The 25,827-nt window shown below is 61.6% G+C and carries 21 protein-coding genes; 14 read left to right on the forward strand and 7 right to left on the reverse strand.

All coding sequences use genetic code 11. The features are described 5' to 3' along the window. Nucleotides 1-378: 378 nt before the first annotated feature. Together ACQR1W_RS18625 and phnF are read right to left on the reverse strand one after the other, a co-directional pair. Complete coding sequence (locus ACQR1W_RS18625) at nucleotides 379-1,437, reverse strand: transporter substrate-binding domain-containing protein (RefSeq protein WP_434852490.1); 1,059 nt, start codon at nucleotides 1,435-1,437, stop codon at nucleotides 379-381. 735 nt (nucleotides 1,438-2,172) lie between these two features. Then, nucleotides 2,173-2,937 carry a phosphonate metabolism transcriptional regulator PhnF gene (gene phnF / locus ACQR1W_RS18630; RefSeq protein WP_434852153.1) on the reverse strand — a complete coding sequence of 255 codons (765 nt, stop codon included), beginning with the start codon at nucleotides 2,935-2,937 and terminating at the stop codon, nucleotides 2,173-2,175. Nucleotides 2,938-3,134: 197 nt separating this feature from the next. Between phnF and ACQR1W_RS18635 the strand changes: the two genes are divergently transcribed. From ACQR1W_RS18635 to ACQR1W_RS18660, 6 genes are read left to right on the forward strand one after another with little or no spacing between them, the layout of a single operon-like run. Then, nucleotides 3,135-4,334: an ABC transporter ATP-binding protein gene (locus ACQR1W_RS18635; RefSeq protein WP_434852154.1), complete on the forward strand. Its 1,200-nt coding sequence runs from the start codon at nucleotides 3,135-3,137 to the stop codon at nucleotides 4,332-4,334. After that, nucleotides 4,331-5,287: a carbohydrate ABC transporter permease gene (locus ACQR1W_RS18640; RefSeq protein WP_434852155.1), complete on the forward strand. Its 957-nt coding sequence runs from the start codon at nucleotides 4,331-4,333 to the stop codon at nucleotides 5,285-5,287. Before ACQR1W_RS18635 ends, ACQR1W_RS18640 begins: the two co-directional genes overlap by 4 nt. Then, on the forward strand, nucleotides 5,284-6,126 hold the full coding sequence (locus ACQR1W_RS18645) for a carbohydrate ABC transporter permease (RefSeq protein ID WP_434852156.1): 843 nt from the start codon (nucleotides 5,284-5,286) through the stop codon (nucleotides 6,124-6,126). The genes ACQR1W_RS18640 and ACQR1W_RS18645 overlap by 4 nt, the downstream gene beginning before the upstream one ends. An 18-nt stretch (nucleotides 6,127-6,144) precedes the next feature. After that, nucleotides 6,145-7,398 carry an ABC transporter substrate-binding protein gene (locus tag ACQR1W_RS18650; RefSeq protein ID WP_434852157.1) on the forward strand — a complete coding sequence of 418 codons (1,254 nt, stop codon included), beginning with the start codon at nucleotides 6,145-6,147 and terminating at the stop codon, nucleotides 7,396-7,398. 5 nt (nucleotides 7,399-7,403) lie between these two features. Beyond that, a complete protein-coding gene (locus ACQR1W_RS18655) occupies nucleotides 7,404-8,216 on the forward strand; it encodes a class I SAM-dependent methyltransferase (protein ID WP_434852158.1) in 813 nt (270 codons plus the stop codon). After that, complete coding sequence (locus ACQR1W_RS18660) at nucleotides 8,213-9,127, forward strand: metallophosphoesterase family protein (RefSeq protein WP_434852159.1); 915 nt, start codon at nucleotides 8,213-8,215, stop codon at nucleotides 9,125-9,127. Before ACQR1W_RS18655 ends, ACQR1W_RS18660 begins: the two co-directional genes overlap by 4 nt. An 821-nt stretch (nucleotides 9,128-9,948) precedes the next feature. Here the strand turns inward: ACQR1W_RS18660 and ACQR1W_RS18665 are convergent. Beyond that, nucleotides 9,949-10,569 (reverse strand): response regulator transcription factor, encoded by a 621-nt coding sequence (locus ACQR1W_RS18665; RefSeq protein ID WP_434852160.1) that lies wholly within the window; start codon nucleotides 10,567-10,569, stop codon nucleotides 9,949-9,951. 242 nt (nucleotides 10,570-10,811) lie between these two features. On the opposite strand from ACQR1W_RS18665, the gene ACQR1W_RS18670 reads away from it, so the two are divergent. Further along, on the forward strand, nucleotides 10,812-11,189 hold the full coding sequence (locus ACQR1W_RS18670) for a response regulator transcription factor (RefSeq protein WP_434852161.1): 378 nt from the start codon (nucleotides 10,812-10,814) through the stop codon (nucleotides 11,187-11,189). Here the strand turns inward: ACQR1W_RS18670 and ACQR1W_RS18675 are convergent. Next, nucleotides 11,184-13,838, reverse strand: a complete 2,655-nt coding sequence (locus tag ACQR1W_RS18675; protein WP_434852162.1) for a PAS domain S-box protein — start codon at nucleotides 13,836-13,838, stop codon at nucleotides 11,184-11,186. The two genes, ACQR1W_RS18670 and ACQR1W_RS18675, sit on opposite strands and share 6 nt — an antisense overlap. Nucleotides 13,839-14,460: 622 nt before the next feature. Between ACQR1W_RS18675 and ACQR1W_RS18680 the strand changes: the two genes are divergently transcribed. Beyond that, nucleotides 14,461-15,639 carry a cytochrome d ubiquinol oxidase subunit II gene (locus tag ACQR1W_RS18680; protein WP_434852163.1) on the forward strand — a complete coding sequence of 393 codons (1,179 nt, stop codon included), beginning with the start codon at nucleotides 14,461-14,463 and terminating at the stop codon, nucleotides 15,637-15,639. Between the two features lie 114 nt (nucleotides 15,640-15,753). Then, entirely contained in the window at nucleotides 15,754-16,353 is a 600-nt protein-coding gene (locus tag ACQR1W_RS18685) for an NYN domain-containing protein (protein ID WP_434852164.1), read from the forward strand. A gap of 425 nt (nucleotides 16,354-16,778) precedes the next feature. Here ACQR1W_RS18685 and ACQR1W_RS18690 read toward each other — a convergent pair whose 3' ends face one another. From ACQR1W_RS18690 to ACQR1W_RS18700, 3 genes are all read right to left on the reverse strand, one after another. Then, nucleotides 16,779-17,207, reverse strand: a complete 429-nt coding sequence (locus ACQR1W_RS18690) for a hypothetical protein (protein ID WP_434852165.1) — start codon at nucleotides 17,205-17,207, stop codon at nucleotides 16,779-16,781. Between the two features lie 76 nt (nucleotides 17,208-17,283). Beyond that, nucleotides 17,284-17,973, reverse strand: a complete 690-nt coding sequence (locus ACQR1W_RS18695) for a response regulator (protein ID WP_434852166.1) — start codon at nucleotides 17,971-17,973, stop codon at nucleotides 17,284-17,286. Continuing rightward, the gene (locus ACQR1W_RS18700; RefSeq protein ID WP_434852491.1) at nucleotides 17,970-19,370 is read right to left on the reverse strand and encodes a HAMP domain-containing sensor histidine kinase; all 1,401 of its coding nucleotides are present in this window, start codon (nucleotides 19,368-19,370) and stop codon (nucleotides 17,970-17,972) included. Before ACQR1W_RS18700 ends, ACQR1W_RS18695 begins: the two co-directional genes overlap by 4 nt. A gap of 305 nt (nucleotides 19,371-19,675) precedes the next feature. Here ACQR1W_RS18700 and ACQR1W_RS18705 point away from each other — a divergent pair, with 305 nt between their 5' ends. The 5 genes from ACQR1W_RS18705 (at nucleotide 19,676) to ACQR1W_RS18725 (ending at nucleotide 25,812) form a co-directional block, all read left to right on the forward strand. After that, nucleotides 19,676-20,896 carry a DUF3047 domain-containing protein gene (locus ACQR1W_RS18705; RefSeq protein ID WP_434852167.1) on the forward strand — a complete coding sequence of 407 codons (1,221 nt, stop codon included), beginning with the start codon at nucleotides 19,676-19,678 and terminating at the stop codon, nucleotides 20,894-20,896. 873 nt (nucleotides 20,897-21,769) lie between these two features. Beyond that, nucleotides 21,770-22,930 carry a transporter substrate-binding domain-containing protein gene (locus ACQR1W_RS18710; protein WP_434852168.1) on the forward strand — a complete coding sequence of 387 codons (1,161 nt, stop codon included), beginning with the start codon at nucleotides 21,770-21,772 and terminating at the stop codon, nucleotides 22,928-22,930. After that, entirely contained in the window at nucleotides 22,927-23,592 is a 666-nt protein-coding gene (locus ACQR1W_RS18715; protein WP_434852169.1) for an ANTAR domain-containing response regulator, read from the forward strand. Before ACQR1W_RS18710 ends, ACQR1W_RS18715 begins: the two co-directional genes overlap by 4 nt. A 10-nt stretch (nucleotides 23,593-23,602) precedes the next feature. Continuing rightward, nucleotides 23,603-24,841 (forward strand): urea ABC transporter substrate-binding protein, encoded by a 1,239-nt coding sequence (locus ACQR1W_RS18720; protein WP_434852170.1) that lies wholly within the window; start codon nucleotides 23,603-23,605, stop codon nucleotides 24,839-24,841. Nucleotides 24,842-24,939: 98 nt separating this feature from the next. Continuing rightward, nucleotides 24,940-25,812 carry an ABC transporter permease subunit gene (locus ACQR1W_RS18725; RefSeq protein ID WP_008969320.1) on the forward strand — a complete coding sequence of 291 codons (873 nt, stop codon included), beginning with the start codon at nucleotides 24,940-24,942 and terminating at the stop codon, nucleotides 25,810-25,812. The last annotated feature ends 15 nt before the right edge of the window (nucleotides 25,813-25,827 follow it).

A 25,827-nucleotide genomic window follows, 5' to 3' on the forward strand; every position in this document is an offset into this window, starting at 1 on the left:
CAGGAAATCAACCTGCCGATCGGCAACTCAAGGGGGCACGACGCCCGGCATCGCCGTGCAGGACCAGATCGTTAGGAGGAATGCGCATGCAAGCTCGCGAGCATGTGGCCGACCCAGTGTCTAGTCACGAGACCGACGGTTTGCACCAAGCGCAATACGTGATTGGGCATACTGGTCGAGACGCCTTCATTGCCACCGAAGGACCGGACCAGCATCAAGCGAGACATGCTTCCGTACCCCGGGACCGGAACACATCGCCTGGGCGCAAAGCTGACGCGGTGGTCCGCGTTATCCTAACTCGAGTCCTTCACCAGCCGGATAGTAGTCTCAGCCTACGATCGCTGCCCACGTCGGGCCACTCGTGGAGCCCACGCCCGTTCAATTCATTGTCCGCCCGAGGTAACGGAACAAAACTTCCTTCCACGAGTCGGTCTCCTGCGTGTCAAGCAATACGACGTTGATCCGCTTGCGCAATGGGCTGTCGCGCCGCAATGCGATCGCGTAGTCCTGAGGCTCAAATGTCACCTCGCTGAGATCAGCTGTGAGTCCGCCTCGGCGGATCATCCATGCAAGAATAGGCCTGTCATAGACGAGGGCGTCGATCGAACCATTCTTTAGCGCGTCAAAGCCCTTTTGAGGTGAGATCACGGTCTTATACCTTATCCGCATTCCCATAAGGGCTTCCTCGGTCGCCGTTCCTTGCACGACTCCCACGCGTACGCTGGAAAGATCAGCGGCGCTGTTCACCATGCCGTGCAGCCGCTTCGTGGTGAGCGTCGAGGTGATACCGGCCGTGAAAACTGCGATTGCAATTACTGAGACCACCATCCAAATGACGGCCACCACTCGTCCGGCCAAAGTCATTGGAATCACGCTAGCGTCAGCGCGCTGCGTCATCGCATTGGCGGACCAGAACACTCCTGAGCTGAGTCCGCGTATCATCCCGCCGCCGAATCCTTCGTTGCTGCGACGCTCGAATAGCCAGATGAGAACCCCGGCGAGAAGAGCCAGGCCGAGTAGGGCGCCGATGGCCTGCAGAAAACTGTAGGATGTGATTGAATGAAAAACGGGTAGCCAGCTTGCGATACGGTCGCTCTGTACGGCTACGCCGGTCCCGGTGTGAAAATAGGGAGTCGTGAAATCCACCTTCCGCTCTCGCTCGGCTGTCACCGTGATAGCAGCTACGGCGACATCATATCGGCCCTCGTTCAGCCCATCGATCAGCGACTGAACGGTGTCGGTCTCTTCAAAGCGATATTGCAATCCCAGCTGGTTGGAGACTCGATTCCAAAGATCGATGCTGATGCCCGTCCATTTGCCACTTTGGTCTTTCATCGCGAAGGGAGGCGCCTCCTTTGTTCCCACAACTAATACCTGGGGTAATCCCATCGTCTCAGCTGAACTTCCGACAGTCTGCAGCGGCAAAGCGACCGCCAAGGCTATTGCGAAAAGCCCAGACTTGCACAGCCGTGGGATTGCAATGTGCCGATGCCGGCGCTGCCGATGATCAGAGTTCTTTGCCTCTGGCATCGGTGCGTGCCTGGCTAGTTTGCTGAGTTCCTCAGCCCGTCTGCGAAAATATCTTGGCGAGTGCATCCTTTCGATGTTCATGACAACGCTCCTAGCTGTCGTCCCTCCAGATTATAACAGCATGGCACGGCCACCAAAGGTTGCTATTCACGATTGGCAACACCGCCAGGCGGATACCGATTGGCCGATCTGAGACGGCCGTTTGTGGTCGGGCGCTTCGGCGCCGCGGTTGGGCACGGCTTTCGCAGCAGCGCGTAATCTTTGGCCGCGGCCGCACGGGTAGGGCCGAACAGGTGCCGCGCTGCTATCGAGCCATTCCACGAGTAGCGGTTCTATCGGAAGCGCAAGTGTCGCCACGCCTCTCCGCGGTTGGCAGCGTGATGCTTCTATACGCGATGCAGGCGCGTTTTGCGGGAAGATCTTGCGTTCGGCCTCCCGCTAATCGCAGGTCACAGAGTCCTCAAATCGGTTGAACCCCGCCGAACGCGCGCAGCACAACAGCATCCGAGAAATCTCCCAAGGAGGATAGCTGCGCTGGCGCTTGGGCGCTCAACGCCGTCAAGGTCCGCAGGACTATCATCGCTCATCACGAAGGATAGGGCGACGTAGTAGGTTTACGTCGGCCATTTGGGACTGAGGACGTCAGCCTTGCTTCTCGAAGCCTGACAGGTCTGCTTCGCCGTGCTTCACCACGAACTGAACACGTTCCCCTGCAAACCGAGTTTCGTGGTAGACGATCGGACGCCTGTCGCGATCGATGTCGACGCTTTCGACAGCAAGGATCGGCGTCACGACTGATTGTCGCAGATGCCGGACCTCCTCCTCAGAAGGGTTGCGCGCAATCACGCGGGTCATCTCGCGGGTATAATCGTGAACGTCGTAACGGGCGAGTGTCTTCGTGATCGACATGGTCTCGCGATACAACTCACCGAAGCCCTGAAACCGGCGGGCGGGAAGGTATGTGTCGCCAATGCTGATCGGGATGCCGTCCGCTTCGCCGATGACCCGAATAAAAATCGACATTTCCCCGTCGGCCATGGCCAGTGCCGAGCATGCCCGATCGTGAGCCTTGCGCTCGCTCACCTCCAGAAGCGTGCGGCTGGGCTCGCGACCCTGCAGGGCAACGTTGGTGCTGAAGCGCGTGCGCTCTCCGATCTCATAGTCGATCACGGCGGGGACGAGATAGGAGCCGCCACCCTTGCGCTTGAAGATGATCCCGCGCTGGACGAGGCCGGCGATGGCTTGACGTGCCGTATGGCGGTTGACGCCGAAGCGCTCGGCCAACTCGTGCTCGGACGGTAATCGTCCTGCACTGTCGAAGCGGCCGCCCCGAATATCCTGCAGCAGCTTGTGCTCAAGCCGCTTCCACAGGGGGTCTTGAGAGTCTGCCGACGGTTTGGGTCGCATCCGCACGTTCGCTCGAATCAGGATGGATCAGGCCTTGTAGCGATGATTCCCCAACAGGACCGGCACTGCCACAAGACGCCTGCTGAATCTTTGTTGGCATCAGCAGGTCTGAGTGTCATCCGCTTGTTGCAAAACCTGTCTAGACAGATTTTATCGCCAAGTCGAGAGGGACTTGAGCGCAGAGCGGAATATCAAGGATGGCAGCGATCAGCCTTGACAGGCTATCGAAAAGGTATGGCGGCAATCCCGTGCTGGATGCCGTTTCTCTCGATATCCAGGACGGGGAATTTCTCACGCTGCTCGGGCCGTCGGGCTGCGGAAAGTCCACGCTTCTGCGGGTCATCGCGGGTCTCGAGTCTCAGGATTCCGGTGGCGTCGCGATCGGCGGGCTTGCCGTCGACGGGCTGCGCCCGAAGCAGCGTGACGTCGCCATGGTCTTTCAGTCCTACGCGCTCTACCCGCACATGACGGTCGCGGCCAATATGGCGCTGCCGTTGAAGATGCGTCGGCTGACGCTGTTGCAGCGATTGCCAATCGTGGGCCGTCTTCTCGCGGGAACGCGAGCCGCGCTCCGTCAGATCGAGGAGGATGTGTGCCGAACGGCGGCCGCGCTCGAGATCGAGCATGTCCTTGACCGCAAGCCCGGTCAGCTCTCCGGCGGCCAACGCCAGCGTGTCGCGGTCGGCCGTGCGATGGTGCGCCGTCCGTCGGTATTCCTGATGGACGAGCCGCTCTCCAATCTCGATGCCAAGTTGCGCGTCACCATGCGCGCGGAAATCAAGGAGCTGCATCGCAGGCTCGGCATCACGTTTGTCTATGTCACGCATGACCAGGCCGAGGCGATGACACTCTCGGACCGCGTCGCCGTGATGCTCGACGGCAAGCTGCGGCAGGTCGGTCGACCCCTGGAGATCTACGCCGATCCGGCCGAGCGGCGCGTGGCCGAGTTCATCGGCTCGCCCAAGATCACCATGATCGAAGCTCGCGTCGGCGAGGGCGGGCAGGTTCATGTCGGCAGCCGTTTGCTTCCGATTGAAACGGCCCAGCCGCCGGGTAGCCCGGTTGTTCTCGGCATCCGGCCGGAAGCCTTCACGCTCGTGGCTCCGGGCGCGGAAGGGGAGTTGTTGGCCGGACGGGTGCGGTTCGTCGAACATCTGGGCTCCGATCTCTACATCCATCTCGAAGGAGCGGGACAGGCCGAACCTGTGATCGCGCGGCTCGATGCGGCGCAAGCGCCACATATCGGCATCGGCGAGCAGATCCATCTGGCGGTGCACGCCGAACGGATGTTGCTGTTTGCATCGGACGGACGGCGCATTCGCGCTGCTACCGACCGCCGACCTGTCGCCGTCGTCAGCGGCATGAGGGCCGTGGCCAGAGCCGAGTATGTGCGATGAGTGCGGTGAACGCTCCTTCATACGACGCGTCCTCGCGCCAGCCAGACGGTACACGACAGGTAAGGGCGCTCCCGAGGCGCAGGCCTGGCGAGGTGTTTGCAGCCGTCGCGCTCGCCGGTCCCGCGATGGCGCTGCTGCTCGTGCTCTTCATTCTGCCGGTGGTTGCGATCGTTGCCATCGCGGTGACTGACTGGCAGTTCGGCGCCAGGAGCTTGAACTTTATCGGCCTGGCGAATTTTAGGGCAATCTTCGCGGACGACATCTTTCTCGCTTCGCTGCGCAACACGGCCATCTATGTATCAATCGTGATGCCGGGCACCGTCCTCGGCGGCCTTGCCATCGCGCTGCTGATCGAGAGCGGTGATAGCCTGCGCGGCTTCTATCGCGCCGTCCACTTTCTGCCATTCATGGCCACGCTTGCGGCCATGGCGACCGTTTGGGAGGCGCTTCTTCATCCCACCATCGGCCTCGTCAACAACACGTTCGCGGCGGTCGGCTTGCCTACCGCCAACTGGCTGCGCGATGAGACGACGGTGCTGCCGGTGCTCGCCGTCATCGGCATCTGGCAGAATCTCGGCTTTGCCATGGTGCTGTTCCTCGCGGGCCTCAAGAGCATTCCGCAGGACCTCTATGACGCGGCCGACATCGACGGCGCCGACCAGTGGCTCGACCGGTTGATCACCGTGACCCTGCCGATGCTGGGTCCTATCGCCATGTTCGTCGTCGTTGTGGTGGCGCTCAGGGCCTTCGAAGCCTTCGATACTGTGCAGATCCTGACCCAGGGCGGCCCAGGCCATGCCTCCGAGCTGCTGCTCCATACCCTCTATCGGGAGAGCTTCGAATTCCTGCGAGCCGGCTATGGCGCCGCCATCACCGTGGTCTTTCTCGTCATCGCGATAACCCTTACGCTGATCCAGGCCCGCCTCATCGACAACAGGGTGCACTATCAATGAGCCGGGCCGATCATCGACTGTCGTGGCCGGTAGCGATGGCGCGTCATGCGTTGCTGCTTGCCGGCAGCGGGCTGATGCTCCTGCCATTCGTCTGGATGATCAGCCTGTCGCTGAAGCCTCCGGAAGAGATATTCCGAAGCTCCTTCTCGCTCCTGCCCCAGCACTGGTACGTAATCGAGAACTACGCGAAGGCACTGACGGCGGCGGCGCTGCCGCGCTACATGGCGAATGGCGTCCTCGTCTGCGCTTCGATCCTGGCGCTGCAGATCCTGATCTGCGCTCCCTGCGCCTATGCGGTCGCCAAGCTGGAATTCGCCGGTCGCGATCTCCTGTTCCGCCTCGTCCTGGTCGGCCTGCTGATTCCCCATCAGGTGCTGGCGGTGCCCCTCTTCATCCTCGGCTACCGCGTCGGCCTCCTCAACAGCTATGCCGCGCTGATCTTCCCCTTTGTCGTCTCCCCCTTCGGCATCTTCCTGTTCCGGCAGTTCTTCAGATTGATTCCCGATGAGATCGTCCATGCGGCGAGACTGGATGGTCTCTCCGAACTCGCGATCGTCTGGCGCATCATGCTGCCGATGGCGATGCCGGCCATCGTCGCCTTCTCGATCCTCTCCGTCGTCGCGCATTGGAACGACCTGTTCTGGCCCCTGATTGCGGTAAAGTCGCCGAAGCTGATGCCGCCGGCGCTCGGCGTCGTCATCTTCCGCGGCGGCGAGGCCAGCACCGAGTACGGCCCGCTGATGGCCGGAGCGGTGCTTGTGATCCTGCCGCTCGTGCTTGCCTTCATCGTCGCCCAGCGGTGGTTTATCGAGGGGCTGACCTCGGCTTCCCTGAAATAACGATCTGGCGGACGTGCGATGCGGACCTGTTTGGCGACCTTTGTTGTTTGCGGACTGATCGGATGGGCGACGAGCCTCGCCCACGCCACCAATCTACAGGTGCTCTATGCCTTCGACCGGACGACGGCTCAGGCGCATCAGGAGATCAAGGAGCGCTTTGAAAAGGAAAATCCTGATATCACCGTCGAGTTTCTCACCGCCGCGCAGAACTACGAAGACGCCTCGCAGAGCATCATCCGAAGCGCCATGATCGGCGACCTTCCGGACGTGACGTTTCAGGGACTCAATTTGTTACGCAGTCTGGTCGACCGCGACATCGCCGTTCCGCTCGATCCCTTCATCGCGCACGACGGTGGCGCGGGCAAGCTCGGCTACGATGCGGCCATGCTGCGGGCTGGAGGATTGAACGGCAAGACCTTTGGCATTCCCTTCGCGGTTTCGACGCCTCTCCTCTATCTGAATGCCGATCTGGTCAGAGCGGCCGGTGTCGACATCAACGCCTTCCCGACGCGTTGGCAGGATATCGTCGCACTCGGCGAGAAGATCGACGATCCCGGGCGGAACATCGTCGGCTTCTATTTCCAGTGGGACATCACCGGCAACTGGATGTTCCAGAGCCTGCTGTTCGCCAATGGCGGAAGCATGATGTCGCCGGATGAGAAGGCTATCGCCTTCGATCAGCCGCCGGGGAAGGCCGCGCTCGAAACGCTGGAGCTTTTCGCGAAGGCGAAGATGCCGAACCTGCCGACAAGCCAGTCGCGATCGGCATTCATGGCCGGCAGGATCGGCATCTTCGCCGACTCCAGCTCCAATCTTGGCACGGCGATACGACAGGTCGGCAAATCCTTCGAGCTGCGGACCTTGCGCTTTCCGCTTGGTGTGGCTGATGGACGGCTTCCGGCCGGGGGCAATCTCGCGGTCATGTTGACCAGGGATCCGCAGAAGCAGGCCGCGGCGTGGAAATATATCAGGTTTGCCACGGGCCCGGTCGGCCAGACCATCATGGCCCGACATACCGGCTATCTGCCGAGCAACAGCATCGCGATCAACACGCCCGAACTGCTCGGCGATTTCTACAAGGCCAATGCAAATTTTCAGGCCAACATCGCCCAGGTTCCGATCCTGACGGGTTGGTACGCCTTTCCGGGGCCGAACGCGGTCAAGATCATCGACGTGATCAAACGGCATACCGAGGCCGTGGTCACCGGCAAGAAGACCGCCGACGAGACGATGCCTGCTTTGACCGCCGATGTTCGCAAGCTACTGGAGTGATCGGGATGACGCAGGGCCACCTCAATCTGCAAAGCGAAAGCCCCTATGACGGGCTCGCCAATTGCTACGATCGCGCGCGGCCGCATTATCCGCCTGCCGCGCTTGCAATCTTATCGGCGCAAGCGGGTGACCTCGTGGCAGACGTCGGCGCCGGCACCGGCATCTTCAGCCGCCAACTGGCGCAAACGCTTTCTAAAGCTCGCGTCATCGGCGTCGAGCCCAGCGCGGATATGCGACGTGCAGCAGAAGCGGCCTCGCGCGACATCCCGAACCTGTCCTTCGTCGCTGGAGCCGCTGAAAACCTGCCATTCCCGGACCGCAGTCTCGCGCTCGTGACGGCAGCGACGGCGGCGCACTGGTTTGACCGGCCGGTGTTCTATGAGCAGGCGTTCCGATGCCTGCGCGAAGATGGCCAACTCGCGATCGTGCAGAATGTGCGGCGCTGGTGGGACAGTCCCTTTCTGGCCGCCTATGAGCAATTGCACGAAGACACGGTGCAAGGCTATCGGCGCAACACCTTTCCGGCTGGCAGCGGCCGCTATGCGACGCTGGATGTTGCGGACGAATTGCGGCGACTCGCACTCGCAAGCGACGTGCAGGAGCACGCTTTCGGCTGGCGGATGCCCATGGAACGCGACGTGTTCATTATCTTCAGTTTGTCGTCCACCATCACGCAACAGGCGATCCGCGAGATAGGCGAGACCGCTTATCTTTCTCGCCTCGCAGAGATACTGGATCGCTGGAACGGTTCCGGCTCCTTCGACGTGCTCTATGTCACGAAGCTGGTCGTGGCTTCGAAGGGAAGGCCATCGTCATGACGTCGCCGCTCGCATCACGCATCGTGCAGATTTCCGATACCCATCTGAGCCGCCGTCGTCCGTTCTTCCATCACAATTGGGAGCTGCTCGTCGACCTTCTGGCCGCGGAGGAATACGACCTCATCGTCTGCTCCGGCGACATGACGACCGACGGCTCCGATTTTGAGGACGAGCTCGCTTTCGCCGCAGAGCAATTCCGCCGGATCAAGCGAGGGGTCCTCTTCGTCCCAGGCAACCACGATATCGGAAACAGCCTGCCGGACGTCAGGGGCGGGGAGAGTGTCATCACGGCCGAGCGGCGCGAGGCCTTTATCCGCCATTTCGGCGCGGATTTCTGGGTACGGGAGTTCGGAACGTCATTGCGCCTTCTGGGGCTGAACTCGATGCTGTTCGGCAGCGGTCTGCCCGCCGAAGCCGAGCAGAACGAGATGATTCGAGCCGCAGCCAGCGCGAGGGACGGGCGGCGCCTCATGATCTTCCAGCACAAGCCGCTCTATCTCGCGAGCGCCACGGACGACAAGCCGACGCAAGGCTCGCTATATCCCGAGCATCGCAACCGGCTGCGCCAGATGTTGTCGACGGCCGGGGAGGTGACGATCTGCTCGGGACATATCCACGACTACAAGACCGATGTCTGGGACAACCTGCAGCAAATCTGGGCGCCGTCCACCGCTTTCGTGATCGATACATCGGGCCTGCTTTACCCGCGATATGGTGTCCGACGCGTCGGCTATCTGCGTCACGTCCTTGAGGGCGGTCGACTTGGCCAGGAATTCGTCGAACCCGATTGCTTCATCGGCATGGACCTCGGGAACTGGATGCGCGCGCCCGGCGGCTTCCACGCCCGCTACGCCAAGGAACCGCTGCGCGGCCTCGTACTCGAAGAGCGCGCCGCTTGCCGGACTGAATAGCGTCAAGGGATCCGGGAAGGACCGATTCCGTCGTGGGCAAAATCGGACGGGATTATTCGTCTAATTATGTTCAGGCGCAGGTTTGGAGAAGATATCGCAGGTTTGGTTCATGTGGGGAAAGCGGTAGCGCTCCAGCAACCCGAACCCCCGACGTTCTTGGAGTTTGTTCGAGGGGCTGCGAGCGAGCCGTTGAGACGCTCACGCTGCCCGTGTGCGGGAACACCCAATGTCGGTCATGTTCGCAGCGCGTCCTGAAGCGCTCGACGCATTTTTGGGAGCAGATTGCCGTCCCGCAGGAATAGTACCGGACGAGCCCGAATCGTCGGCCGCAGAACCTGCACGACTCGATAGCACCACGGCGATCGGAGCCTCGCATTGTATTGTCCATTTTGTCTCTCCTTTGGACGTCAGGCTGCGGGCGTTTTCGTCACGCGCTTTTCACTGGTCGGCCGCGTCGCAGAGTACGTCAATTCCGTCTCCGCCCTAGTGCCTCGGTGCTGATAAAAAAGCTGTGCCCGCTCAAAAATGAATCAGCACGGGGCGCTCATCATTGGCAACCGGTCCTCCGACGATCCCCGGAACCAGCATCCCTAGATCATTCGGTTCAACCGTGATGCAAGCTTTGCAACTTTATCCGCAGCAGTCGATTGCGCCCGGGTGCAGCGCAGCTGGCCGGTGGTTGAGGACCGTAAGCGAAGGTTTAGGGCGTAAAGCTGGTCAAGCGCGTGCACTGCCGGAGGAGATCAGAAACATAAGCGAAGGCTCAATCGGGCGGGCAGATGCAGAGCGGAAATGGTCTGGCCCGGCGCGGTGGTTGCTGGTCAATTTCCAAGCTTGAGTAAATCCGCCATACGGCTCAATTCCGGAAGCGAACGGGCCTTCATCTTGCGCATCAGGTTGCTTCGGTGAACTTTCACCGTCGATTCGGTGATGCCGATATCATTCGCGATCTGCTTGTTGAGACGGCCGGCCGTAGCCTGGATCATGATCTCTCGCTCCCGGTCACTGAGCTTCTCGAACCGGTCCCTGATCTCATGGAGCGCCTTCTCACTCTCGCGACGGGCGCGGTCGCGCTCGAGGCCGGTCGCGACCGCATCAAGAAGATCCTGATCACGAAACGGCTTGGTCAGGAACTCGATGGCGCCGTCCTTCATTGCCCGCACCGTCATCGGGATGTCGCCATGCGCAGTGATGAAGACGATGGGAAAATTCCTGTGGGCCGCCGCAAGTTCTCGCTGAAGATCGAACCCGCTCGGTCCCGGCATTCTCACGTCGACAACGAGGCAGGTCGGACCCTCGGGCTCGAGATTAGCGCTGAAAAAATCGGGTACAGACGAGAATTGACGAGCATTCAAGCCGACGGTCCGCAACAATCGGCCTACCGAGTCGCGAAACTCGGCATCATCGTCAATGATCAGGACACTGGGGCTTGTGTCCGGCATTCGCGGTACCCCAATCTGGAGAAAAGGTGTTACCTCTGCGTGCCAACAGGAGCCTAGTCGTATTCCATCGGGAAGAACAGCCCCATTCTGACCTGGTACGAAGGTTCGTTCGGCTAAGCCATGGCTTAGCAGCGTCACCATTGCTTTGTGGCAAAGCCCGGCAGAGACTTCCGGTTGCGCGCAAGGGCGCTGGCAGGGGCCCGGCGCGCGATGCGCTGGAAACTGCAATGCCGAGACCTGGATTGATCTCGATTGTCGACGATGACCAGCCCTTTCGCGAATCTCTGCGAAAGCTCGTCGGGCTGCTGGGCTACTCCGTCGAGGCGTTTCCGTCGGCTGCGAGCTTTCTGGCCTCAACCGTTCTCGCCAAAACGGCCTGCCTGGTCACCGATGTCAATATGCCTGACATGACCGGCGCTGAGCTCCATGCGCATCTGACCAATGCCGGCCGCAGGATTCCGACTATTCTGGTGACCGCGTACCCGGATGAAGTCGCAAGAACCCGCGCGCTCGCGAGCGGCGTGATCTGCTACCTCTGTAAGCCCGTGGACGACGATCAGCTAGAACGCTGTTTGCGTTCGGCACTCAATTCCGAGCAGCCGTCCGTGGACTATTCATGAGCCGGCTTCGGCCGCCGGCAAAGTCAGCCGGAACACGGCGCCGCGAGGGTGATTGGCCTCTGCCCAAAGTCGGCCGCCATGCGCATCGACGATCGATCTGCAGATCGACAGTCCCATTCCGATGCCGCTGGGCTTTGTGGTGTAGAACGCTTTGAAGATGTCCTGAAGTTGTTCCTGAGCAAGCCCTGGTCCGGAGTCACGCACCTCGACCAACAGACCGTCCGGCTCGCTGAAGTCGGTGCTGATCGATAACTGGCGTGATCCCTCCATTGAACTCATTGCCTCAGCCGCGTTCAGAAGAAGGTTGAGGATGACCTGTTGCACTTGGACGCGGTCACCCCAAAGGGCGGGCATCGGGTCCCTGAAGCTGGTCCGGACAGACACATGGTTCATGTCCACCACGTTTCGGGCCATCACGATCACCTCCGTGATCGCGTCATTGATCTCAAAGCGCTCCTTTCGAGGGGGCTTCTTTCTGATATGATCACGAATTCGCGCGACGATGTCTTTGGCCCTGTCGGCATCTCTGACAACACAGGCGAGTGCGTCCATCACTTCGGGGAGATTGGGCGGGTTCATGGCCAGGAAGCGCATTCCTGCACGAGCGTTATTGCGTGCGGTGGCGATCGGATGCAGGATTTCGTGGGCAAGCGAGGCCGTCAACTCTCCCATGATGCTCAGCCGATTGAGGTGCGCGAGATCGGCCTCCAACTCCCGCAGTCGCTGATGCTCCGCTTGTGCCCGTTTTCGCTCGGTCACATCGAGCGTGGTTCCGACAACTTCGACGAGATCTCCGGCAGCAGTATAAAAAGGGTGACCGATCGTTCGAAGGTGCTTGAGCGTGCCATCCGGAAGAACGATTCGGTACTCCATCGCAAAGTCGTGCCTTTCGCGCAATGCATTCTGGAGCTCTTGGCGGGCGTTGTCGCGATCGTCCGGATGCACTCTCTGCCACCAGGCGTCGCGGCTGGGAATTTCGTCTTCCGGATCGAATCCCCAGATCCTGTAGAGCTGTTCCGACCAATACAGAGAGCGTTCTTTGTTGAAAGCGAAAGCGCCGCTGTTGCTGAGCCTTTGCGCTTCGGCCAGATAGGCTTGGCTGCGTCGGAGAGCTTCCTCCGCTTTTTTTTGCTCCGTGATGTGACGCCCGACACCGCGGTAACCGACAAAACGTCCAGCTTCATCGAACACCGGCAGCCCGGACACGGACACGAAGCGTTTACCGCCGTCAGCTGTAGGACGAGCAAGCACGAAATCTCGAAAGGGCAGGTGAGCATCAAGCGTCTCGCGATGCTTGCGCCAAGCCTCCGCGTCAGGTTCGACGTAAGGAATTTCCCAGCGGGTCTTGCCGATCTCGGAGCCGGGGGCAGGGGCGTCCGTGAGCCTTTCGGTGAACTCCTGGCGAGTGAACCGATGCTGCGCGTCGCTTTCCCAATAGACATCGAACGAGAACTGAACGAGCGTACGAAACCGTTCTTCGCTAATGCGTAAGGCCTGCTCCGCGTGCTTGCGCTCCGTGATATCGCGCGCCACGCAGGAAAACCGATGTCCGCTCTCTTCAAAATGGCCGACGTGCGCCTCCACTGGGAAGGTGCTGCCGTCCTTGCGCCGATAGCGCGTCTCGAAAGTGACGGCTTCTCCGGCGACGACGCGGTCTTTGAGTCTCTCGATGGATGCCTCATCCAGCGCAACATCGAAGTCCCGCCGATGCATCCCGATCAGTTCTTGCCTTGTATAGCCAAGGTCTGCGCAGGCCTGGCGGTTCGCATCGATCACGGTCGACTGATCGTCAAGCAGGAAGAAGGCGTCGGTTGCGTGATCCACGAAGGTGCGGAAGCGCATCTCGCTCGCGCGGAGATCCTGCTTGGCCTGCCTCAGTTCGGTGATATCCTGCATCACGCCAAATTGACGGAGCGGGCGTCCCAAATCGTCCCAGCTGACGTCGCCCTGGCTGTGCACCAGGCGGAGCGAGCCGTCCGGACGAATGATCCGATATTCTATGTCGTAGCGCGGGCCCCCAGGTACGCGCGCCGCTGCTGCGGCCTCCGCTGCTCGCGAGCGGTCTTCGGGGTGGATCAGTTCCAGCCAGCGTCCATGCCATCCCGGCAGATCGACCCGTTGCACGCCGAAGATTCGGCAGGTCTCGTCCGAAAGTGAAACGCGGCGGGTCGCGAAGTCGCGCTCCCACCATCCGACATGTGCAATATGCTCGGCCTGGGCCAGATAAATCTCGCTTCGCCGCAAGGATTGCTGCGCTGCTTCGAGATCGGCGCGCTGCTCCGCCTGACGCAGGGCGCGCCAAGTCGCCGACACCAGGCGCGAGAGTCGCGTCTTCAGAACATAATCCGTTGCACCCCGTTTGAGCGCTTCGACTGCCGCGTCTTCACCGATGCTGCCAGAGACGAAGATGAACGGCACGTCGGGAGACCGGGCCAGCGCAAGCTCGAGCGCGGACAGCCCATCGAATGACGGCAAACTGTAATCGGCAAGGATCAGGTCGAAGCGAGTCCCGCCCAGAGCTGCGGCGAATTCTTCCCGCGTTCGAGCATGGGTAAGTTCAAAGGCAAATTGAGGGGTGAGAAGCTCCTGGATGAGCTTCGCATCGCCGGTATCGCTTTCAAGAAGCAGAATGTGAAGCGGCGACGTCACCGGTTCGACTACAAGAAATTAGATTCCAAGGCGCCATAGTATGTCCTGGAGCGCTGGATGTCACTCGCGGATCCAAGCCCAGAGCAGCAGAACTATGAGCAACACGGTCCAACCTGTCGGAGATAGTTCGAGAGATCGCCGATGTGCGGACGCTCTGAAAGGAGCCTGAGCGTCTGAGACCCCGTAGTTCTACTGGGTTTTGAGGAGGTGCGCGGGCCCGAAGCTCGCACTCCATCGTGCGCATCGCGTTCCGGGCCTGTTGCAAATTGTCCGCGGCTGGCCGGCACAGCCCCGCCCGATCGACAGCGTGAGCGCAGGTCCGAGGTAGATCGGCAGCGGGGTCAGACGATCTTCGGCGGCTGTCCGAAGCGGGCGACACACTAAGCCAAGGTTTACGAGCCGATCCCCTCGTTCAGTAGATTCCCGAGGTCGCATCAAAGAACAATCAGGACCGTGTCGCACGGCGATGGCGAAAATCTCGATCGCATCGTTCATGTCAGGACCAAACAAGTGTCGATGGAAACCGTCTCAGGCCCGGTTTGTGAGTAGCTGTCAACCAAATTTAGAGCCAAGGACCGAGCCCTGATCGGCGCAGGCGTGCGGGCTTGCAGGAGAGCAGCAGATGATCATGGTTTGGATTGCCGTGCTTGCGCTCAGTATCGTGACCTACGTATTGCTCGACGGTGTTGATCTTGGCATTGGAATCCTGATGGGACTGACGCCCAACGAGGGATGGCGGCAGCGGATGTTCAATGCCGTCGGCCCGCTTTGGGACGGCAATGAAGCATGGTTGATCGTTGCAGGCGCCGTGTTGTGGGGCGCGTTTCCGATCGTCTTTTCGACGTTGATCTCGGCTTTCCAGCTCCCGATATCGCTGATGCTGGCCTGCTTGATCGTGCGTCGCGTTGCCTGCGGATGCCGTTTCAAGATTGAAGCCGCCCGCTCGATCTGTGATGCGAGCTACTGCTGCAGCTCTCTCGTCGCGGCCTTCATGCAAGGTGCGATGGTTGGCGGCCTCGTCGAGGGACTTCCTTTGTCCAGCAGTGGCTACGTAGGCGGCGCGTTTGGCTGGATCAGTCCGTTCGCCGCGGTCTGCGGTATCGGTCTGTGTTTCGGTTATAGCCTGCTCGGCGCGGCCTGGATTTTCTATAAATCCGAAGGAGGTCTGCGGGACCAGGCGCGTCAGTTCGTCGAATATAGTGCCGGCGGGCTGCTGGCGTTCTTCACCTTTCTGTTCTTGTACGCCTTCGTGGGCGACATCAGGGTGATGAGCCGTTGGCTCGATCACACCTACCTCCTGGCCATACCGGCAACTGGTCCGGTCGCGTCGTTCCTGTTGTCGGCGACGATGCACTATCGCCGCGACGACCTGGCGTTGTACGCGGGCATGATGATCTTCGCAGTCGGGTTCGCGACCCTCGCGATCTCGTTCTGGCCCTACATGATTCCGTTCTCGATCACCATTGACGAGGGGGCTGCCGCGCCCGCGCGTCTTGCTGCGATGTCGTGGTTAGGCGTCTTCGCCCTGCCGCTGCTGGCGCTGTACACGGTCACCAGTCATTCCGTCTTCCGCGGTGTCGGCAGGCGCCGTCGGGCGAGGTCATCGAGCGAAAAGAGCCAGGATACGGAGAGGGGCTGTTCGCTGTTTGCGGTCTGCATCCCGCTCTTCCAGATCTCGGCAGGCGGAGCGCGGCACCGGACCGGCGAGCAAACGAAGGTTTACGACGGTGAGGTGGCTCACACTGGCACGAACGGCGCGCCGGACGGGGCGCGCCGCGTATCGGCGACGTCGGACTGCTAAGAACAAAAGGCATCTTCTATCGAACCAGGGGCACGCTCGCCTAAGCGCCGCCTGGGCGGCTGACAAAGAAACTGTTGCGTTGCCAATTTCCTTCCCCGGCACCAAGCGAGATCCATGAATACTCCCAAGATCGCGTTGTTCATCGATGGCGCCAATCTCCACGCCACAGCCAAGGCGCTTGGCTTTGACGTAGATTACAAGCGGTTGCTACAGGAGTTTCACAGCCGCGGCATGCTCCTGCGCGCGTTTTATTACACAACGATCGCAGAGGATCAGGATCACTGCTCGGTCCGACCCTTGGTGGACTGGCTCGACTACAACGGCTACACCGTCGTCACCAAGACTGCCAAGGAGTTCACGGACTCCAGCGGCCGCCGCAAGCGGACGGGGAGCATGGATGTCGAACTCGCAGTCGATGCCATGGAAATCGCCCGATGCATCGACCAGATGGTGCTCTTTTCCGGCGATGGTGATTTTCGCGCGCTGGTCGAGGCGGTCCAGCGCCGCGGTGTCCGCGTGACGGTCGTTTCCACAACGTCGAGCCAGCCATCGATGATAGCCGACGAACTGCGTCGCCAGGCCGACGTGTTCGTGGACCTCATGGAATTGCGGACCAAGGTCGCCCGTGAGGTGGTGGTTGAGCGGTCGACTCCGCCCGAGCCGCGCGCACGATCGGCCTTGGCTCCACTGCAACGGAGTCTCGGCGGCTCGTGACCCAGGCGGAGACGATACGCACCGTTTCATCAGGTAGGTCCAGGACCTCACGATCCAGGCCGCTTCCAGGCGTCCTGTATGCCACGCCCGATTATACCACGAGCGTCAGCCGCGTCTGGCATCTGCCCACATCATGGGAGTGTCGGGCGTTCCCGGCGTTCGCCGCGGATCAACTCAACGATGCCTTTTGATTGATCTGTCGCAATGCGACTTGCTCTTCCCAGAGCCGCAATTCTATGAAATTTCGCTCAATATCCGTGAGATAGGTCTTCAGTAATCGTTCGTAGCGGTTGATGTTGTTACGGTGACTTTGGCAACGTTGGCAGCACTCTACAAACGCCATCTTGATCCACCCTGTTATTCGTCCATTCGCACCATTGGCTTCTAATTTCCCTGAAGGCAGTCGTCGAAATGACCAGCGGCCTTCATTTACACGTATTAATACAGGGACTGATTAGTTGCGTCTGCCAGGAAGTGAGCATAGCGCTGCTGAAAAACAAGGTAAAAATGTGAAACTTTCGCGACAAAGATCGTGCAGATTCGTTTACTGCACCGAAATCGCGTGGTGCGAGTGCGAAAGCGAAAATGTCGAAGCTGAAACCGAAGATCATTTCGGCTGCAACCGAAGTTCCATTGTATGAGGTTCCCAAACGAAACTCTCTGCCATCGCCGTCGACACCAAGCTGGCCGAGCAGGGTGATGGGGTCGACGATCCGGTGGCGCCGAGCCGTTTGCTGATCTGCACGAGCAACTTGCCCGATGCCCCCGAAGCCGAATGGACGAGCGCCGTGGTAGCCGGTCCAAACCGGCCGAGATCGCAGGGGGGCAACCCGTGGGAACATCGCCGCCGACATCGACACCAGCGGCGAAAGCCTTCGGCCAGGCACAGCAACGTCGACACCTCGATTTCATCCGCGCTAGCAGGGAGGATCAGCCAGCCCGTGCCGTGCGCTGCACATGATCGACATCGAAACGGGCGTCGGCCATGCTGACGAGGCCCGCGCTGACGGCGAGCCAGACGAGATGCGCGTCGTTGTTTGCTCCGATCTTGCTCTTGATGGCGTAATGATGATTGCGGACCGTCTTTTGACTGAGATTGAGCAGGTCGGCGATCGCGTTGCTCGTCATTCCCGAGGCAAGCAGGCGCAGAATTTCTGTTTCGCGCGCGCCTAAGTGCTCCACCACGCTTCGCGGCCCGGCCAGCCGGTCGGCCGCGACGGCGCGCGCGATGTCCTCGCTCAAGAACCGTCCTCCGCCCGCGACGGTCCTCACCGCGCTCAGCAGGTCTTCCGGTTTGGTGCTCTTCGTCACGTATCCCGATGCGCCGGCCTCGAACGCCTTGAGCGCGAAAGCCGGGCCGGCGTGCATACTGAAAGCGAGCACCCGGGCGTCCCCGTCCCACTGCCGGATATGACGCACCGCCTCAAGGCCGCTGGCGCCGGGCAGGGCGATGTCCATGATCGCAACGTCTGGACGGTGGTCCTTGTAGGCGCAATAGGCCTGCATCGCGTCGTCGGCTTCGGCGCACACCTCAAATCCGGCCTGGCGCTCGAGCAGCCGGCGATAGCCTTCGCGGACCACAGGATGATCGTCGACGAGCAGGATGCGAACCGGGGTCATGGGCCGGCTCCGTGGAGGGCTTGCGCAGGCCCCGGTCCCATCAGCGGCATGACCGCCGACAGACGAAGGCCGCGGGCGGCCTTGCCGATCGACATGCTGCCGCCGCGGGCTGCGACCCTTTCCCGGATGCCGAGGATGCCATGGCCATGACGCGGATCGACGCACACCGCATCGCCGCCGCCATCGTCCTCCACCGTCAGGGCGATCGTTCCAGCGCCGACGGTAGCGCACTCGACGCTCAACGCCACCTCCGTCGGCGAGCCATGGCGCACCGCATTGGTCAGGCATTCCTGGGCGATGCGGTAGACGTCGATCGCCACTTGCTTCGGCAAGGCAGCTAGCTCGCCGATCACGTTCAGGCGAAACACTGCGCCGGCGGCCGCCCGCATGTTGTAGTCGCCTACGAGCTGCCGCAGGCTGGCTTCGAGCCCGATTTCCTCGACGTCCTGAGAACGCAGCCGCACCAGCGCGCTGCGTAGGTTCTCCATCATCTGGCGCTGGATGCGGGCGATGGCGCGGGCATCGTCGGCAAGGTCGGCGCGCGTGGGCGATGCACCGGCCTCGATGCTCGCCGCCAGTGCCGCCGTTGCCGTCAGGCATTGCCCGAACTCGTCGTGGAGATCCCGCGCCAGCGACCGGCGCTCCTCTTCCTGCACCTGGAACAGACGCGCGGTGAGCGCCGTGCGGGCCGCATTGGTGCGAGCCAGCGCAGCCGAGAGCTCGTTGACGGCGCGCGCGATCAGATTGAATTCGGCGGTGCGGAAGCCGGGCAGGCGCCAGCCGAGATCGCCCTGCTGCAGCCGGCGCAGCCCATCGATGATGGCGCGCGCCGGGATCAGCGCGTGTCCGATCGTCATCGCAGCGAACACGGCGATGGCTGCGGCCATCGCCGCGGCGACTCCGGTGACCACGGAAACCTGCCGCCATGCCAGCCGGAGCGCGGCCTCCGGCGCCGCCGCGGCGACGATGAAGCCGGCGTTCCAGTCGCGTACGGTCAAGGGCCGTCTCACTGGTGTTGGTGGGCCGAACAGCAGATCGAACGCGGCGGCAAACAGCCGCGGTGCCGGCGGCCCGAGCGCCTCGATCTGGCTACACAATTGCCGCGGCGCCTCGCCGGGCGAATCGAACGTGACGCAGTTTCCCGGCGAAACAACGCTCGCAATGGTCAGCGTCTGCCAGTCGGAAATCGGAAGGAGCATCTCCCGGCTCATGCCGTCGCGCCACAGCAGCTTCTGCCAGTAAAGGCTCTCCAGGCGCTGGCCGACCCGTTCTGCGGTAGCCGCGGCGTCGGCATCGATCGCGTGGTGCGCATCGATCATGACCCATGCCACCGCGATGCTAAGGCAGACGGCGACCACCGCAACGAGCCGTCCGATGAGGTGCAACAGGAGGTGCATGGTTGCGCTCCATATCCTCTGGTTACGCTCCGTGTTGGACTCGTCGATTTGGCGCCGATCTCCGCCTCGTTGGCAAGGGCGGAGATCGCGATCGGGCAAAATGCCCGGTCTCGCCGCGTGCCTCGTGAGGCGCGAACAAATCCGGGGCTGTATCGGATTGCGGCTGTCGGGGCAGCTGCCCACGCCAACCCGCTCCGTCACCCAGGGCACCATGCCCAGCCATATCGGGCAACGGTCTCAAGCCTTGCTGCGCCCGCTGCGCTAGGCCTCTGCGACGGCGCGAACGAATAGCCAGGGAGGCCCCGATGTGCGGATTGCTTGACCATGCCGGCTGCTCTCACGGTGCAGACGGACTCAATCGGCGTTACCTGCTGAAGCGGCTCGTGGCGCTGGGCCTGACGGTGCCGCTCGCGACCCTCGTCCTCGATCGCAGAGCAATGGCGGCGATCGGCTTTCTCGACCGCGCGGAGCTCGTTGATGGCGTGACGGCGCTCGTCGCCAGGGCCAAATCCCCCGAGCTCCGCGAGGCCCACGTCTTTGATCTCGTCGGCAGTGAGCTGCCGTGGAAGGATCTCGGGATCACCCTCGCCAAGGGGCAGGAGGTGACGTTCCTGATTGGCGGCCGGGTCTGGCTCGCCCGTGACCAGGACCTGTGGGTCGAGCCTGGGGTCGCGTTTCATGTCCGGACCCGGGGCACCCGCCCCATGTTCAATCCGATGAGTAACACCGGAACGATGACGGCGGCCGCCGACGGTCCGCTCGAAATGGCGCGCTCGCTCGTCGAGTTCAAGGATGCAGGCGGCGAGCTGGCAGTGCCGAAGGACGAGTACGCCAAGGCGGACGCGCACATCTATGGCGTCGCGCTCGTCTGGCGCGGCAGCGCAATCGCCGGCCTAACCAGCCTGCTCGGCCACGGCGACGTTGACGGCATCCTCGGCGCCGAGCTGGCGCGGATCCAGTCGCCTCGTAAGCTGCCCGCGGGCTGGCACAACTTCTTCATGCTGGGCGGCGGGCCGGTCATCTTCAATGACATCGGCAACGGGGCGATCTCCGTCGAGCCGCTGAAGAACGCGGGCATTCTGCAGCGTCCTGTCGGTATCGAGCTCAAGCCGCAGACCAAGCTGAGCTGGCGCTGGATCGTCGAGGAATTGCCGTCGCGGCTGCCGGAAAACCAGCTCACCTCGCACGACTATCTCTCGATCGCCGCGGAGTTTGATGACGGCCAGGACCTCACCTACTTCTGGAGCTCGAGCCTTCCGATCGGCACTGCGTTCCGCTGCCCGATCCCGCGCTGGACGCCGCTGGAGTCGCACATGGCGGTCCGCAGCGGTCTCGCCGATCTCGGCAAGTGGGTCAGTGACGAGCGCGACATTTATGCCGACTACAAGGAGCACATCGGTGGCGCAGCCAAGTCCGTCGTAAACGTGTGGCTGCTTGGTGTCTCTCTCTTCCAACGCCGCAGCGGCTCGTGTCGCTTCGCCAATATTCAAATCACCCAGCCAGGCGCTGAACCCCTGAAGCTCTAAGACATCGCGAGTGTGAATCGCGCTGCAAGGCTCTATGACATCAGCGACAGCGGCTGTTGCGCTCCACACCTATGCAGGCGAGGCGAGGGGCGGACCAGCTGCTGTGGCAAGCACGGGGCTTGCCAACCGTCCGAAAACACACCGTGCGTCAATGATCGATCTGCGCAGGACAAGTTGGCAAACTCGTTGAACCCTGAAGAATCGCTATGGTCCTGCTAGGGAGCGCCAGCCTTGATCTTGTCGTTCCCCAAACTCTCAAGCTTGCGAAAGCATAGGCTACGGCGAGAGTGTGTGGTGAGGGATGCGTCGGTTGGTTCGTCTCTTCAGATGTGGCGGGAGCGGTAGCTAGTATTCAGGCTCTTAAGTCAACTGGTGCACATATGGGCGAACTGATCCGATTTGTGCCAAAGTCTGAGCGCGACCGAGAGCGCCTCATTCGAGAAGCTCGCGCAATCTATGACAGCATCTTCCCGCCAGCTAATCCAACTGGCGAAAAGCAGAGAGATGCCCCGGAGAGTCCACCCTCGGCGGCGCTGGGACCGCCTCAGCTATGACGGCGGACGACGGCGATTAAAACATCATTACCTCGAGCTTCGAGGGGAGCTCGCTGCGGCATGCTGAAATTCAGCACTTCGCGCTATGCATAGTTTTGACGCATGGTGGTGCGATTTAATGCAGTTGTCGCTCTTAGAACAGTCTTGACAGATTGCTGGTTCTAGACGACCGTTGCAATACGCGTTGGGCAACGGTTGCCCGCTAACGCAATGAGTTCAGATCATTTCCAACACCGCGCCACTGAGGTGCGTTTGGTTGGTGGCGAGGGCGCCCTCGGCTTTACGGCCGGCGGGCGCTTTTTTCGTTTCGGGTTCAGGTATGGCGCGGAAGCAGCTTCGGATCGGTGTGATGTTCTCGACGACGGGGCCCTACAGCGTCGTCGCACGATCGATGCTGAATGGGGCACTGCTGGCGTTCCGCGAGGTCAATCAGTCTCAGGATGTCGTCGTGCTGGAGCCGGTCGTCGTCAACCCATCCGGCGATCTCACGCAATATCGCGAGCTCAGCCTCGACCTCCTGAAGGCAGGCATACGGCAAGTGGTCGGCTGTTATACCTCCTCGAGTCGGAAGGAGGTCATTCCCTGCTTTGAGAAGCACGACGGCCTGCTGTGGTACCCGTCGCACTATGAAGGCTTCGAAAGTTCCGACAACGTCATCTATACCGGCGCGGCTCCGAACCAGCACGTGCTGCCGCTGGTCGACTATCTCGTCTCCGGTGTCGGCAAGCGCGCTTTCTGCGTCGGCTCCAACTACATCTGGGCGTGGGAGAACAACCGGATATTCCGTGAGGCCTTGATCGCGCGGGGCGGGGCGGTTGTGGCCGAACGGTACCTCCCGGTCGGCGACACTGAGTTCGACCAGGTGATAGCTTCAATCCTGGAGCAGCGCCCGGACTTCGTGTTCAACAACCTGATCGGTACCAGTGCCTATGCGTTCTTCCGAAATTTCCGTGCGGCGTGCCGCAGCGCCGGTATCGACCAGGCCAACGAGATTCCGGTCGCAAGTTGCACATTGTCCGAGCCGGAACTTGGGGAAATCGGTTCCGACGCCGTCGACGGACACTTGTCGTCGAGCGTCTACTTTTCGTCGCTTAGAACGCCCGAAAACTTGCAGTTCATGCAGGCCTACTTGGAGAGTTTCCCGGACGGGCCGGTAGCATCGGCGGATGCGGAAGCGTCCTACATCGCGGTCAAGCTCCTGGCGGCAACGTTGGCGCAGGTCGGTAATGACGAAGCCCGCGCCGTGCGGGGAGCTGTCGCGAACCGGCGTCTGGCTGCGCCGCAAGGCGAAGTGAGGATCGATCCACAGACCTTCCACGCCTGGCTCACCCCGCGCATTGGACGTTCCTTGGCCAATGGTCAGTTCGAGCTGCTCCTGGAGGCGCGCCAGCCGATCGCGCCGGATCCCTATCTGGTTCAGTCCTCGCCGCGTTTTGCGACTGCGATGCATCCTCCATTGCTCCGAATGGTGAAGTCATGACCTTCCGACTGCTGCAGAACTTCAAGGGCAGCCGCGCGCTCGTGATTTCCCGGCTATCGGGACGGGAGAGCACGCTGGAGACGACGCTGGCCAAGCTCGGCGTGGCTTGCGAGTTTCCCGAGATTGCGGATGGTCGGGCACAAATCGATATCACGGCATTGTCGCCGGATCGCGATATTCTGTTCGTCGACGGCGATCTCGATGAGGCCATTGCGATCGATGTCGATCCTGCCTCGAAGCTGCCGCCGGTTCCGGTGATCGGGATTGTCGGTGTCGAGGCGCCGGGCCGGCTGAAGGCGCTGCTCAACCTCGGTGCGACCGCCTTCCTGCGCAAGCCGGTTCATGGGGGCGCGGTCTATACGGCGCTGTTCATGGGGATTAACCAGTTCCTCCTGCGCGCAGATGCGCACGCACGGTTGCTCGACCTCGAGGAACGTCGCCGCGGACGTCGCGCGGTGCTCCGCGCGACAATTCTCATGATGCGCGAGCAGGGCCTGGATGAAGACGCAGCCTATTCCCAGCTTCGTCGTGAGAGCATGCGCAGACGGCAGAGCTTGGAGCACTTCTGCGAGGAACTTCTGAGCAGATGGGCGAAGCCGCCCGACACCTCCGACCGCACGACCAGCATCACGCTGCAAGGCGGCAACAAGCAAGCGATGTAGGAGCATCATGATGACCAGATCTGTAGTGCGGGGGCTGCGTGCCGCAGCCCTCACGGGGACGCTTGTCCTTACGTCAGGCGCGTTCGCCGCGGAAAATCCGATCAAGCTCGGGGTGCTGGAGGACCAGTCCGGCGACTTCGCCGCGGCGACCATCGGCAAGGTCCATGCGATCCAGCTCGCGACCGACGAGATCAACAAGGCCGGCGGCATCATGGGCCGCCCCTTGGAGCTCGTGACCTACGATACCCAATCAGACAATACCCGCTACCAGGAGTTCATGCGGCGCGTGCTGCAGCGGGACAAGGTCGACGTGGTGTTTGCCGGCTTCTCCTCGGCGTCGCGGGAGGCTTACCGGCCGATCGTCGACCAGTTCAACGGTTTCGCGTTCTACAACAACCAGTATGAAGGCGGCGTCTGTGACGGACACATGATCGTCACCGGGGCGGTGCCGGAGCAGCAGTTCTCGACGCTCATTCCCTACATGATGCAGACCTACGGCAAAAAGGTCTACACGCTCGCCGCCGACTACAATTTCGGCCAGATCTCGGCCGAGTGGGTGCGCAAGATCGTCAAGGAGAACGGTGGCGAAATGGCGGGCGAAGAGTTCATCCCGCTCGGCGTGTCGCAGTTCTCGCAAAGCATCCAGAACATCCAGAAGGCCAAGCCGGACTTCGTCGTCACGCTGCTGGTCGGCACCGCGCAGGCCTCGTATTACGAGCAGGCAGCCGCGGCCAACGTCAACCTGCCGATGGCATCCTCAGTCAATGTCGGGCAGGGCTACGAGCACAAGCGCTTCAAGCCGCCGAGCCTGAAGGACATGTATGTCACCACCAACTACATCGAGGAAATCGACTCGCCGAAGAGCAAGGAGTTCTACGCCAAGTTCAAGGCCAAGTTTCCGAGCGAGCCCTATGTGAACCAGGAGGCCGAGAACTCCTATCTGGCGGTCTATCTGTACAAGCAGATGGTGGAGCGGGCGAAGTCGACCAAGCGCGATGAGATCCGCAAGGTGATCGCGCAAGGCGACGTCTGCATGGACGCGCCGGAGGGCAAAGTCTGCATCGACCCGAAGAGCCAGCACATGTCGCATACGATCTATCTTGCCAAGGTCGGCGCCGACCATTCGATCTCGTTCCCCAAGGTCTGGGAAGACATCAAGCCCTATTGGCTCGGCGAGGCCGGCTGCGACCTGACCAAGAAGGATCCGATGGCGCAATACACGCCGTCGAATCCGCCGCCGAAGCCCTGATCGGCGGAAGCATCGCCCCGGCGCCCCTCATGCCAGGGCGATGCTTGCATGCTGCGACGTCGTCGCCTCCCTTGACCCCCGCACAAACCGATCGAGACATGGATATCGCGACCCTGGCATTCTCCGCGCTCTATCAATTCGGCGACGCCTTCGCCTTCCTGGTGCTGTCGGCCTGCGGCCTCGCGGTCATCTTCGGCATGATGGGCGTGATCAATCTCGCGCATGGCGAGTTCATCATGTGCGGCGCCTATGTGACCGCAGCGACCGTGCATGCCGGGCTGCCGCTCCCGCTCGGCATTCTCTGCGGCACGCTGGTCGCCGCGCTGGTCGGCGTATTGGTCGAACTGCTGGTGATCCGGCATCTGTATGACCGTCCGCTTGATACCATCGTTGCCACCTGGGGGTTGAGCCTGATCGCCACGCAAGGCACGCTGATCTTGGTCGGGTCGACGATGGCCGGGGTCGGCACACCGTTCGGCAGCTTCCAGGTCGGCGCCTATTCCTATTCGGTCTATCGCATCGTGCTGTTCCTCGCAGCACTCGCGGTGCTCGGCGCGCTCTATGCGCTGTTCAATTGGACCCGCTTCGGCGTGCTGGCGCGCGCCACCATCCAGGTGCCGCACATGGCCGCTGCGCTGGGGGTCGACACCCGCCTGATCTACAGCCTCACGTTCGCCTGTGGGGCAGGGCTCGCCGGTCTCGCGGGTGGTCTCTATGCGCCGACCATGACCCTGGTGCCAACAATGGGCGCGACCTTCATCATGGAGGCGTTCGTCACCGTGGTCATCGGCGGTGCGGACGTGTTCCTCGGCACCGCGCCGGCCGGTGGCGTGCTCGCGGTGGTGAAATCGGCAATGACGTCCTGGCAGGGACAATTGTTCGGCCAGATCGGACTGCTGATCGCCGTCATCATCGTGGTCCGGGTGCTGCCCAAGGGCATCTCCGGCTTCGTCCTGCGCGAGCGGACCTGAGGAGGCGATCGTGAG

Origin of the sequence: Bradyrhizobium sp. HKCCYLS1011 (assembly GCF_051167795.1) — a bacterium.
Lineage (GTDB): Bacteria > Pseudomonadota > Alphaproteobacteria > Rhizobiales > Xanthobacteraceae > Bradyrhizobium.

Excerpts from the sequence above, each read along its gene's own strand:
- phnF (WP_434852153.1), bottom strand. The coding sequence starts at position 2,937 with ATGCGACCCAAACCGTCGGCAGACTCTCAAGACCCCCTGTGGAAGCGG.
- ACQR1W_RS18635 (WP_434852154.1), top strand. The coding sequence starts at position 3,135 with ATGGCAGCGATCAGCCTTGACAGGCTATCGAAAAGGTATGGCGGCAAT.
- ACQR1W_RS18640 (WP_434852155.1), top strand. The coding sequence starts at position 4,331 with ATGAGTGCGGTGAACGCTCCTTCATACGACGCGTCCTCGCGCCAGCCA.
- ACQR1W_RS18645 (WP_434852156.1), top strand. The coding sequence starts at position 5,284 with ATGAGCCGGGCCGATCATCGACTGTCGTGGCCGGTAGCGATGGCGCGT.
- ACQR1W_RS18650 (WP_434852157.1), top strand. The coding sequence starts at position 6,145 with ATGCGGACCTGTTTGGCGACCTTTGTTGTTTGCGGACTGATCGGATGG.
- ACQR1W_RS18655 (WP_434852158.1), top strand. The coding sequence starts at position 7,404 with ATGACGCAGGGCCACCTCAATCTGCAAAGCGAAAGCCCCTATGACGGG.
- ACQR1W_RS18660 (WP_434852159.1), top strand. The coding sequence starts at position 8,213 with ATGACGTCGCCGCTCGCATCACGCATCGTGCAGATTTCCGATACCCAT.
- ACQR1W_RS18665 (WP_434852160.1), bottom strand. The coding sequence starts at position 10,569 with ATGCCGGACACAAGCCCCAGTGTCCTGATCATTGACGATGATGCCGAG.
- ACQR1W_RS18680 (WP_434852163.1), top strand. The coding sequence starts at position 14,461 with ATGATCATGGTTTGGATTGCCGTGCTTGCGCTCAGTATCGTGACCTAC.
- ACQR1W_RS18685 (WP_434852164.1), top strand. The coding sequence starts at position 15,754 with ATGAATACTCCCAAGATCGCGTTGTTCATCGATGGCGCCAATCTCCAC.
- ACQR1W_RS18690 (WP_434852165.1), bottom strand. The coding sequence starts at position 17,207 with ATGTCGGCGGCGATGTTCCCACGGGTTGCCCCCCTGCGATCTCGGCCG.
- ACQR1W_RS18695 (WP_434852166.1), bottom strand. The coding sequence starts at position 17,973 with ATGACCCCGGTTCGCATCCTGCTCGTCGACGATCATCCTGTGGTCCGC.
- ACQR1W_RS18700 (WP_434852491.1), bottom strand. The coding sequence starts at position 19,370 with ATGCACCTCCTGTTGCACCTCATCGGACGGCTCGTTGCGGTGGTCGCC.
- ACQR1W_RS18705 (WP_434852167.1), top strand. The coding sequence starts at position 19,676 with ATGTGCGGATTGCTTGACCATGCCGGCTGCTCTCACGGTGCAGACGGA.
- ACQR1W_RS18710 (WP_434852168.1), top strand. The coding sequence starts at position 21,770 with ATGGCGCGGAAGCAGCTTCGGATCGGTGTGATGTTCTCGACGACGGGG.
- ACQR1W_RS18715 (WP_434852169.1), top strand. The coding sequence starts at position 22,927 with ATGACCTTCCGACTGCTGCAGAACTTCAAGGGCAGCCGCGCGCTCGTG.
- ACQR1W_RS18720 (WP_434852170.1), top strand. The coding sequence starts at position 23,603 with ATGACCAGATCTGTAGTGCGGGGGCTGCGTGCCGCAGCCCTCACGGGG.
- ACQR1W_RS18725 (WP_008969320.1), top strand. The coding sequence starts at position 24,940 with ATGGATATCGCGACCCTGGCATTCTCCGCGCTCTATCAATTCGGCGAC.